Origin of the sequence: Burkholderia sp. (genome assembly GCF_018375725.1) — a bacterium.
Classification (GTDB): Bacteria; Pseudomonadota; Gammaproteobacteria; order Burkholderiales; family Burkholderiaceae; genus Burkholderia.
This window is the reverse complement of sequence record NZ_JAHACR010000207.1, coordinates 1-7,718: the sequence shown is the minus strand read 5'-3', so window position 1 is coordinate 7,718 and position 7,718 is coordinate 1. Positions and strand designations below refer to the sequence as shown.

Sequence of the window (7,718 nt, the reverse complement as noted above, 5' to 3'; positions counted from 1 at the left end):
GTCGCCAGCATGCAACTCGCGCTGCGCAAGCGGCCGGTTGCGGCTGACGCGATCGACGCGGCGGTCGCCCGAATCGAATATCAACTGCTCGCGACCGGCGAGCGCGAAGTGCGTAGCGAGAAGCTCGGCGAACTCGTGATGAACGAGTTGCGCGGCCTCGACACGATTGCCTATGTCCGTTTCGCATCGGTGTATCGCCGGTTCGAGGACGTTTCCGAATTTGCCGACGTGATCGAAGAATTCCGTCGCGCATCGCCCGCGAAGCCTGAGCGTAAGCGCTGAAGCGCTGCGCCGTTCCATCGCATCTCCCTTCCTTTCCCGTTTGATCGTCTCGTGCCGATTGTGGCCGGCGTGATCGTGTCTCGCCAGCTGGCCGTTCGGCAGATGGTGCGCTGCCGTGCGCGTCGCTACAGTCGTCGCATTGCGTTGGCGGAGTGCGGCGATGTATCGAAACAGGGCTGTCGAAGCGGCCGGGCGGTGGGCGGGCGGTTTCACGCTCGTCGAGTTGATGGTCGTGATCGCGTTGCTGGCCGGGCTTGGGTTCTATGCGGCGCCCGTGGCCGAGCAGTGGCGCGTGCGAGAACGTGTCGATGCGCGTACGCGCGCGCTGCTCGGCGCGTTGACGTTTGCGCGGGCCGAGGCCGTGCGTCTCGGCGTGCGCGTCACGCTGTGCCGTGCCGGGGATACGGGACAATGCCTGCGCGCCGGGGAGCCATGCGACGCGGTCGGCTGGTCGTGCGGTTGGGTCGTGCGTGCGCACGTCGACGACCACGTGCATGTGTTGCGACGGTATCCACGTGATGCGGAAGTCCTCGTCACCGGCGCGGCGCGCGACCTGTCGTTTGCGCCGCCGGCCGGGCAGGTGGCGGGCGGCTTGCGTCGATTCGAGTTGCGTCCGCGAAAGGTGATGTTTGCCGCGGACGATACGCGATCGTCGCGCTGCGTGCGGATTGCGGCAGGTGGCCGGGCGCGCGTCGCCAACGGGCGATGCGAGGCGGTTTCATGAGCACGTGCCGTGCGATGCGCGGCGCGTCGCTGATCGAGGTGATGGTGGCCGTCGCGCTGCTCGCCGTCATGATGCTCGCGGTCGCCGGCAGCCAGATCTCGATGATGCGCGCGCAACGAACGATGATCTGGCGCGAACGCGCACTGTGGCTTGCCGACGCGCAAATCGAACGTATGCGCATGGCCCCGGACGCGCACATCGGCGTGTCGGCGCCGGCCACGGGCTTGCTGCCGGAAGGCACGATCACGATCGGCACTGGGGCGGGCGGCGTGCAGCTCGCGATAGTCGGATGGCGAGATGACGATGCGGCTGCGCCCGCGCGCTGCGACGCGGCGTCGCCATCGGCGCAGATGTTGTCGTGCGTGCGCATCCCGTTCGTGCGAGGGCGTGCCAATGAGCGCTGAACGCCGCGCCCGCGCGCACACGTTGCTCGAAGTGCTGATCGCGATGTCTGCGGGCCTGCTCGTGCTGGCGGCAGTCGGTTCGCTGTTTCAAGCCCAGCGCCTGGCGCAACGGCGTGCCGACGATGCGTTTCGCATGCGCGATGCCGCGAGCACCGCGCTGACGCTGGTCGGGCAGCAGATCCAGATGGCGGGATTCCGGCCGCTCGATGCGGATACGGTCTCGCCGGTGGCGCCGTTGTTCGGATGTGCGTCGGCGAGGGTGCGCGGTCCGGATTCGCAGCCGTGGTGCGAGGCGATGCGCGGAGCATCCGACTCATTGCTGGTTCGATACGTGGGCGATACGGTGTCGACATGGCCGACCGCAACGGGGCACGTATCGGATTGCCTGGGACAAAGTGTCGGCGCACCAGGCGAGCGTTCGCTCGTGTCGAATCGCTTCGATGCCCGTGTCAGTCAGTCGACGGGCGGACCCGAGCTGTATTGCGAAGGGAACGGGCGTCGCGGCATCGCGCAACCCGTCGTCGCGGGCGTCGACCAGCTGCGCTTTCGCTATCTGCGACACGGCGAGACGCGCTTTGCCGATGCAAGCACGATGCGTGCGGATGACTGGCGCACGGTGATTGCCGTGCATGTCTGCGTGCGTGCGAGCGGGGAGTCGATGCCGGTGCCGGTCCGTTATTCCGATTGCGATGGCAACGTTGTCGTCCCGCACGACGGTCGCGCCCGGCTGACCTTGAGTCGCATCGTCGCCCTGAGAAATACGGCAGGCGATCCGGGAAGCGGCGCCAACGCCGACGTCATTGGGCGACCCGGCAACCGATACGAATCCGGAGGTCTGCGATGAACCGAACGGGAGTGAGCGGGATGGCCTGCGCATGCCGAATGCCGTCGCGTCGCGATGCCGGTATGGCGCTGCCTGCTGTCGTCGCAGTTGGCGCGGCCATCGCGGCACTGACGGGGGCATGGTTCGAATCGGCGTTGACCGAAGCACGCAGGACGCGCGCGCTGTCCGATCACCTGATTGCGTTCCATGCGGCCGATGCGGCACTGGCCGTCTGCGTGGCGCGCTTGCGGCAGGGCGGCGCGCCCTATATACCGGCAGGCGCGTCGGGCGCCGAGCCCGATGCCTGGCGCGACAGGCTTGCATTTGCGATGCCCGAAGCGATCGAGCCATTCGCTCAATGGCCGATCTCTGCACGGCCGCCGCGCTGCCTGATCGAGGCGTGGCGCATCGGCGATCGCGCGGATGATCACGCGTATTTGGTCACCGCGCGTGGCACCGGCGCGCACATGTCGGCAACCGCATGGCTGCAGATGCAGGTGCGGATTCGCGACGGTGTAATCGTCACGCGGCGGTGGCGTCGTGTCGCGTCCGCACATCGATGAGCCGGCGGATCACGATGAGTCGGCCGTCCGGCTTCACGTTGCTCGAACTGATGATGGCGCTGGCGATCGTTGCATTACTGGCGAGTTTTGCGGTTCCTTCGTATCGGCAGCATATCGCGCAGGGACATCGGGCCGCGGCCGTTTCCGCGCTTTACCGCGCGGCGCACTATCTCGAAACGTTCGACGGCGCGCTGCCTTCCGCCTTGCCGGATTCGCTGGCGCATGCGCCGCCGGACGGACGCGCCGTTTATCGGCTGGAAATCCGCCGTCCGAATGAAGGTGCATTCGCGGCCTACCGGATCGATGCGCGGCCGCTGGACGACGGGCCGATGCGGGACGATCCGTGCGGGACATTCACGCTGCGAGGCGACGGGACGAAAGGCAATCTCAGGGCAAACGGGGAGGACGAGTGGGATCCGGCATGCTGGGGCGTTCGTTGATGTGGCCGCGTCGGCGTACAGCGTGTGGCGTGCCAGGTGAACGCCGGCGCCGGTGAACGGTCAGCGCGGGCGGGCCGCGTCCAAAAAGACGGAGGGCGATCGGGGGACATAAGAGAACCGCGACCCGAGGGGCGAAGATGTGTAACGGTACCGCGCGAATCAAGGCTGGCGGCGCGCCATCCGGAACGCCTTGGCGCGATGCCCGTTGCGTGTCAATCGTCGCTGTCCGGCTTCGCCGTAAGTTCGTTGCGGAACTGCTTCCAGAATTGATAGATCTCCCACGCGGCAAAACCGAGCGAGCTCCATTTCAGCGCGGGGCCGGCGCTTCGGAGCAACAGCGACCGCACGGGCTTGGCGATCACGAGCGAGGCGAGCGAGCTGAGCAGCGGATACTGCGTGACCAGGTTGCTCAGGCTCGAATTGAGATTCTTCGCCGATTTGCCGAGCGAGCTGCCCGACAGCCCCGGCACGAATACCTTGAGCCAGCGAAACGGGGCGACCGCCTGCCGCAGTTCCATGCCGGCCTCGACCAGTTCCAGTCTTTCGACATCGGAACGCAAGATCAGCAGTTCTTTGCGAATGGCGCGAAGCTGCGTGGCGTTCAGGCGCGAATGCGATGCAGATGTGCGGTATGGATTGCCTGTGGCGTTCTGGCTCATGGCGCGTCGGCGAATGGAGTGAAAAGGACGAACGCGTGCGCGCTCAAGGGTTGCCGCGGAACAGTTCGCGGTCTTTCTCGAGCTGGTTCAGCGTGGCTTCGAACATCGTCGGCGCATCGCGCAGGCCCGCACGCGCCTTCAGCGCACATGTGGCGCCGGCCAGCGCATACAGCACGGTGATGGCCGCGAGCGATTGCCAGCGATAGGTGTCCCAGAACGCGATCGCGACGAGCACGGTCAGGCTGATGAGCGCCATCGTCGCCAGCATCATCGCGGCGAGCCCGAGGAACAGCACGCCCATCAGGCGTTCCTTCTCCTCGGCGAGTTCGATGCCCGCCAGTTCGAGGCGCGTTTGCAGGAGCCCGATCGCGGAGCTGACGAAACGGCGCAACGGCCCGTGGCCCGACTGCTGCGATGTGTTGTCTGTGGTCATGAGTATTGTGCTTGGCGCGTGCGGAAAACGGCTGAGACAAAGCCGACCGGTGTGACCACCGGCCAGCTTTGGCGCCCGCGGGCCGCATCCGGGCGGCCGGCGAGGCACGTCGGTGAAAGCCGCGTTACTTGCGGTTGACCAGCAGGCCGATCAGCACGCCGACGCCAGCGGCGATGCCGATCGACGTCCACGGATGCTCATGCACGTAGTCGTCGGTCGCGCGCGCGGCCTTCTTGCCTTTCTCCACCACCACGACCTGAACGTCGGCTGCCTTTTCCTTGGCCTGCTTCAGGCGCGACATCGCCTTCTCGCGCAGTTCGGCCGCACGGTCGCCCGTGCTGCTCGCGGCTTGCTTGAGCAGATCTTCGGCATCCGCGAGAACGGTTTTGATATCCGACATCAGTTTCTCCTTGTTGATTTCCGACATTGCAACTCCCTTCATGCTGTCATGCTGCAGGTTCACATCGTAGCGAAACGCGTGTCTGCTGGCGAGCCGGGATGACCCACGGCGGCACATGGCCGCATGGTAAACCACGTGTAAAGGATTGAAAGAGTCCCGATTATGCGTAAAAGTTTCCCGTCTTCGATCGTCTGTCGGTCAAAAATGACAAAAATATATGTATATCGAACGGAATAATCGTTCGCATGTTCATCCGCTTCCCGTAAGCTACGCGACTGTCCCGCGCGTGGGCGCGGGGCGATTTCGTCATGCATCGTTCAAGGAGGGAACAACATGAGTCTGCGTCTTGGAGACATCGCGCCGGATTTCGAACAGGATTCGAGCCTCGGCCGCATCAAGTTTCACGAGTGGCTCGGCGACGGCTGGGGCGTCCTGTTTTCCCACCCGGCCGACTACACGCCGGTGTGCACGACGGAACTCGGGCTGACCGCGAAGCTGAAGGGCGAATTCGAGAAGCGCAACGTGAAGGTGATCGCATTGTCGGTCGATAGCGTCGAGTCGCATCAGGGCTGGATCGGCGACATCAACGATACGCAGGCGACAGTCGTCGGTTTCCCGATCATCGCCGATGCGGATCGCAAGGTCTCGCAGCTCTACGACATGATTCATCCGAATGCGAACGAGACGCTGACCGTGCGTTCACTGTTCGTGATCGATCCGAACAAGAAGGTGCGGCTCATCATCACGTATCCGGCCAGCACCGGGCGCAATTTCGACGAAGTGCTGCGTGTGATCGATTCGCTGCAACTGACCGACAACTACAAGGTCGCGACGCCGGGCAACTGGAAGGACGGCGACGACGTGGTGATCGTGCCGTCGCTGCAGGATCCGGAGGAACTGAAGAAGCGCTTCCCGAAGGGCTTCAACGCAGTGCGCCCGTACCTGCGTCTCACGCCGCAGCCGAACAAGTAAGCCCGGCGCGCAGGCCGCTCGCAGGCGGCGGCCTCGTCCGCTGCGTGGCGAGCGAGCCCGCCTGCTCCGGCGCATGAGCCAACGGCCTGCCCGGCTTCGAAGCCGTGAACTGAACCTCGACAGCTGGACGGTTCAGGCGTGCCAGGCCAGGAAGGGCTGAGGACAAGGGCCGAGTTCCGTACTGCACAGAACTCGGCCCTTTGGGTTTCGGCTGGCTGAACTGCGCCCCGAACGTTGGATGTCGATCCGACCTTTGGGTGCAGTTCAGGCCGGGCCGTGTCTTCAGGCGGGCGCCGCCGGCCAGAGTCAGAAGAACGCCTGGATGCCCGTCTGTGCGCGACCGAGGATCAGCGCGTGGATATCGTGCGTGCCTTCGTACGTGTTGACCACTTCGAGGTTCACGAGGTGGCGCGCGACGCCGAACTCGTCGGAAATCCCGTTGCCGCCAAGCATGTCGCGCGCGAGCCGCGCGATGTCGAGCGCTTTGCCGCAGGAATTGCGCTTCATGATCGACGTGATCTCGACCGCCGCCGTGCCTTCGTCCTTCATCCGGCCGAGGCGCAGCACACCTTGCAGGCCGAGCGTGATTTCGGTCTGCATGTCGGCGAGCTTCTTCTGGATCAGCTGGTTTGCGGCGAGCGGCCGGCCGAACTGCCGGCGATCGAGCACATACTGGCGCGCGGTGTGCCAGCAGGATTCGGCGGCGCCGAGCGCGCCCCACGCGATCCCGTAGCGCGCCGAGTTCAGGCACGTAAACGGGCCGCGCAGGCCGGAGACATTCGGCATCAGGTTCTCTTCCGGGACGAACACTTCGTCGAGCACGATCTCGCCTGTGATCGACGCGCGCAGGCCGACCTTGCCGTGGATCGCCGGCGCCGACAGGCCCTTCCAGCCTTTCTCGAGAATGAAGCCGCGGATCGTGTCGCGGCCGTCTTCCTCGAGCTTCGCCCAGACGACGAACACGTCGGCGATCGGCGAGTTCGTGATCCACATCTTCGCGCCCGACAGCGAATAACCGCCCGGCACCTTCTTCGCGCGCGTCACCATGCCGCCCGGATCGGAGCCATGGTTCGGCTCGGTCAGGCCGAAGCAGCCGATCCATTCGCCGGTCGCGAGCTTCGGCAGGTACTTCTCCTTTTGCGCATCCGAGCCGAATTCATGGATCGGCACCATCACGAGCGACGACTGCACCGACATCATCGACCGGTAGCCCGAATCGACCCGCTCGATCTCGCGCGCGATCAGGCCGTAGCTCACGTAGTTGAGTGCGGGGCCGCCGTATTGTTCGGGGATCGTCGGGCCGAGCAGGCCGAGTTCGCCCATTTCGCGGAAGATTCCGATGTCGGTGCGCTCGTGGCGGAACGCCTCGGTCACGCGCGGCGCCAGTTTGTCCTGGGCGTACGCGCGTGAAGCGTCGCGCACCATTCGCTCTTCTTCGGTGAGCTGCTGGTCGAGCAGCAGCGGGTCGTCCCAGTGAAAGGTTGCAGCGCCCATCGTGTCGTCTCCTCGCTTGACTGAAGTTCCGCTATGCGGAACAATGTTTTGCAAATTGATCCCAGTGTAGCACCAGATGACGCTTCCAACCATCGACGATCAACCGATCGACGAGCGCAAGTTCGTCGTCGCGCTCGCGCGCGGGCTGGACCTGCTGCGCGCCTTCCGTCCCGGCGAAACGATGCTCGGCAATCGCGATTTTGCCGCGCGTACCGGTCTGCCGAAGGCGACCGTGAACCGGCTCGCGTACACGCTGACGGTGCTCGGCTATCTGCGTTACGACGAGATGCTGGGCAAGTACGCGCTCGACGCCGGCGTGCTGTCGCTCGGCTATGCGCTGCTGTCCGGCACGCGCACGATCGATCTCGCGCGGCCGCACATGCAGGCGCTCGCGCGCGAGATCGGCGCGGCGGTGTCGCTCGGCTGCCGCGACGGGCTGGACATGATCTATCTGGAAACGATCCGCAGCGAGACCGCGCTCACGCTCGGGCTCGCGCCCGGCTCGCGGCTGTCGATGCTGACGA

12 protein-coding genes are annotated in these 7,718 nt (G+C 65.3%); 8 read left to right on the top strand and 4 right to left on the bottom strand.

Annotated elements, in window-relative coordinates:
- The 6 genes from KH616_RS18325 to KH616_RS18300 all read left to right on the top strand — a co-directional run.
- Window positions 1-282, top strand: a 282-nt coding sequence (locus tag KH616_RS18325; RefSeq protein WP_292249095.1) for an ATP cone domain-containing protein, incomplete at its 5' end; no start/stop codon positions are given.
- 160 nt (window positions 283-442) lie between these two features.
- Window positions 443-1,006: a GspH/FimT family pseudopilin gene (locus KH616_RS18320; protein ID WP_292249093.1), complete on the top strand. Its 564-nt coding sequence runs from the start codon at window positions 443-445 to the stop codon at window positions 1,004-1,006.
- Window positions 1,003-1,410, top strand: coding sequence for a prepilin-type N-terminal cleavage/methylation domain-containing protein (locus KH616_RS18315; protein ID WP_292249090.1), 408 nt, complete (start codon window positions 1,003-1,005; stop codon window positions 1,408-1,410). The genes KH616_RS18320 and KH616_RS18315 overlap by 4 nt, the downstream gene beginning before the upstream one ends.
- Window positions 1,400-2,254, top strand: coding sequence for a PilW family protein (locus KH616_RS18310; RefSeq protein WP_292249088.1), 855 nt, complete (start codon window positions 1,400-1,402; stop codon window positions 2,252-2,254). The genes KH616_RS18315 and KH616_RS18310 overlap by 11 nt, the downstream gene beginning before the upstream one ends.
- A gap of 38 nt (window positions 2,255-2,292) precedes the next feature.
- Window positions 2,293-2,796: a hypothetical protein gene (locus tag KH616_RS18305; RefSeq protein WP_292249100.1), complete on the top strand. Its 504-nt coding sequence runs from the start codon at window positions 2,293-2,295 to the stop codon at window positions 2,794-2,796.
- 14 nt (window positions 2,797-2,810) lie between these two features.
- Window positions 2,811-3,236 carry a type IV pilin protein gene (locus tag KH616_RS18300; protein WP_292249085.1) on the top strand — a complete coding sequence of 142 codons (426 nt, stop codon included), beginning with the start codon at window positions 2,811-2,813 and terminating at the stop codon, window positions 3,234-3,236.
- A gap of 212 nt (window positions 3,237-3,448) precedes the next feature.
- Here KH616_RS18300 and KH616_RS18295 read toward each other — a convergent pair whose 3' ends face one another.
- From KH616_RS18295 to KH616_RS18285, 3 genes are all read right to left on the bottom strand, one after another.
- A complete protein-coding gene (locus tag KH616_RS18295) occupies window positions 3,449-3,895 on the bottom strand; it encodes a DUF3318 domain-containing protein (RefSeq protein WP_292249083.1) in 447 nt (148 codons plus the stop codon).
- Between the two features lie 43 nt (window positions 3,896-3,938).
- Window positions 3,939-4,328 (bottom strand): phage holin family protein, encoded by a 390-nt coding sequence (locus tag KH616_RS18290; RefSeq protein ID WP_292249080.1) that lies wholly within the window; start codon window positions 4,326-4,328, stop codon window positions 3,939-3,941.
- Window positions 4,329-4,452: 124 nt separating this feature from the next.
- On the bottom strand, window positions 4,453-4,755 hold the full coding sequence (locus KH616_RS18285; protein ID WP_292249097.1) for a YqjD family protein: 303 nt from the start codon (window positions 4,753-4,755) through the stop codon (window positions 4,453-4,455).
- A 306-nt stretch (window positions 4,756-5,061) separates the two neighbouring features.
- Here KH616_RS18285 and KH616_RS18280 point away from each other — a divergent pair, with 306 nt between their 5' ends.
- Window positions 5,062-5,700 carry a peroxiredoxin gene (locus KH616_RS18280; RefSeq protein WP_292249077.1) on the top strand — a complete coding sequence of 213 codons (639 nt, stop codon included), beginning with the start codon at window positions 5,062-5,064 and terminating at the stop codon, window positions 5,698-5,700.
- Between the two features lie 306 nt (window positions 5,701-6,006).
- On the opposite strand, the gene KH616_RS18275 is transcribed toward KH616_RS18280, so the two are convergent.
- A complete protein-coding gene (locus tag KH616_RS18275; protein ID WP_292249074.1) occupies window positions 6,007-7,194 on the bottom strand; it encodes an acyl-CoA dehydrogenase in 1,188 nt (395 codons plus the stop codon).
- A 76-nt stretch (window positions 7,195-7,270) separates the two neighbouring features.
- On the opposite strand from KH616_RS18275, the gene KH616_RS18270 reads away from it, so the two are divergent.
- Window positions 7,271-7,718 (top strand): helix-turn-helix domain-containing protein (locus KH616_RS18270; RefSeq protein ID WP_292249070.1); only part of this gene is annotated, 448 nt, incomplete at its 3' end.

Bases quoted from the DNA above. Each gene is read 5' to 3' on its own strand.
- KH616_RS18320 (WP_292249093.1), top strand. From the start codon at position 443: ATGTATCGAAACAGGGCTGTCGAAGCGGCCGGGCGGTGGGCGGGCGGT.
- KH616_RS18315 (WP_292249090.1), top strand. From the start codon at position 1,003: ATGAGCACGTGCCGTGCGATGCGCGGCGCGTCGCTGATCGAGGTGATG.
- KH616_RS18310 (WP_292249088.1), top strand. From the start codon at position 1,400: ATGAGCGCTGAACGCCGCGCCCGCGCGCACACGTTGCTCGAAGTGCTG.
- KH616_RS18305 (WP_292249100.1), top strand. From the start codon at position 2,293: ATGCCGTCGCGTCGCGATGCCGGTATGGCGCTGCCTGCTGTCGTCGCA.
- KH616_RS18300 (WP_292249085.1), top strand. From the start codon at position 2,811: ATGAGTCGGCCGTCCGGCTTCACGTTGCTCGAACTGATGATGGCGCTG.
- KH616_RS18295 (WP_292249083.1), bottom strand. From the start codon at position 3,895: ATGAGCCAGAACGCCACAGGCAATCCATACCGCACATCTGCATCGCAT.
- KH616_RS18290 (WP_292249080.1), bottom strand. From the start codon at position 4,328: ATGACCACAGACAACACATCGCAGCAGTCGGGCCACGGGCCGTTGCGC.
- KH616_RS18285 (WP_292249097.1), bottom strand. From the start codon at position 4,755: ATGTCGGAAATCAACAAGGAGAAACTGATGTCGGATATCAAAACCGTT.
- KH616_RS18280 (WP_292249077.1), top strand. From the start codon at position 5,062: ATGAGTCTGCGTCTTGGAGACATCGCGCCGGATTTCGAACAGGATTCG.
- KH616_RS18275 (WP_292249074.1), bottom strand. From the start codon at position 7,194: ATGGGCGCTGCAACCTTTCACTGGGACGACCCGCTGCTGCTCGACCAG.